Below are 970 nucleotides of genomic sequence, written 5' to 3' on the forward strand. Positions count from 1 at the left end.
CGCGCACCGCTTGCGCCACGCTTTGCGTGTCGGTCGCCACCACCACCCGGCCAAGGCCGGCTTCGGCGGCGCGGCGGGCGACATGGACGATCATCGGGGCGCCGGCGATGTCGGCCAGCGGCTTGCCCGGCAGGCGGGTCGAAGCCATGCGGGCCGGGATCAGGATCAGCGTGGACATTTCGGGTGCAAGGCGTCTCGAAAGAGGACAGGGAAAGTGGCAAAAGGTCTCACTGGAAGCGCCCTTATAGGTGTTGCAACGCCGCAGCAAAAGACCTAGTTTCCGCCCGATTTGACCGCCCTGGCAGGGCGGGTCACGATACCGACGGACGGAGTGGACGGTTCTGTCCGCCGGAAAAGGGAGCAAGGGGCGTATGGATTCCAACGAAGTCAACAAACTGCTCGCCGGATTGCTCGGAACCGTTTTCGTCGTCTTCTCGGTCGGCATTGTGTCCGATGCGCTGTTTGCGTCGCCGGCGCCGGAAAAGCCTGGTTTCGCCATCGAGGCCGCCGAGCCCGCCGAAGGCGGTCCGGCCGCGCCCGCCGCCGCGGCCAAGCCGATCGCCGATCTGCTGGCGACCGCCAATGTCGAGCAGGGTGCCGCCGTCTTCAAGAAGTGCCAGGCCTGCCATTCCGGCGAAAAGGGCGGCCCCAACAAGGTCGGCCCGGACCTGTGGGACCTCGTCGACCGCCCGGTCGCCGAGCATGAAGGCTTTGCCTATTCGGCCGGCATGAAGGAATTCTCCAAGGGCGGCACCGAGAAGTGGACCTACGACAACATCAACCACTTCATCACCTCGCCGAAGAAATTCGTGAAGGGCACCGCCATGGGCTTCGCCGGCCTGCCCAAGGACGAGGACCGCGCCAACGTCATCGCCTATCTGCGCACGCTGTCCGACAATCCCAAGCCGCTGCCGGCACCAGGGGCTGCCGCCGATGCAGGCGCCAAGCCTGCCGATGCAGCCGCTCCGGC

At 66.2% G+C, this 970-nt stretch carries 1 protein-coding gene and 1 pseudogene; one reads left to right on the forward strand and one right to left on the reverse strand.

The features are described from left to right. Positions 1–178 (reverse strand): annotated as a pseudogene (locus tag EN925_RS37385) (NTP transferase domain-containing protein); the annotation flags it as partial. Between the two features lie 193 nt (positions 179–371). Between EN925_RS37385 and EN925_RS37390 the strand changes: the two are divergent. Beyond that, a partial coding sequence (locus EN925_RS37390) for a cytochrome c family protein (RefSeq protein WP_164894741.1) occupies positions 372–970 on the forward strand: 599 nt, incomplete at its 3' end.

The organism is Mesorhizobium sp. M7A.F.Ca.US.006.04.2.1, assembly GCF_004022915.1.
In the GTDB taxonomy this organism is placed as follows: Bacteria; Pseudomonadota; Alphaproteobacteria; order Rhizobiales; family Rhizobiaceae; genus Mesorhizobium; species Mesorhizobium ciceri.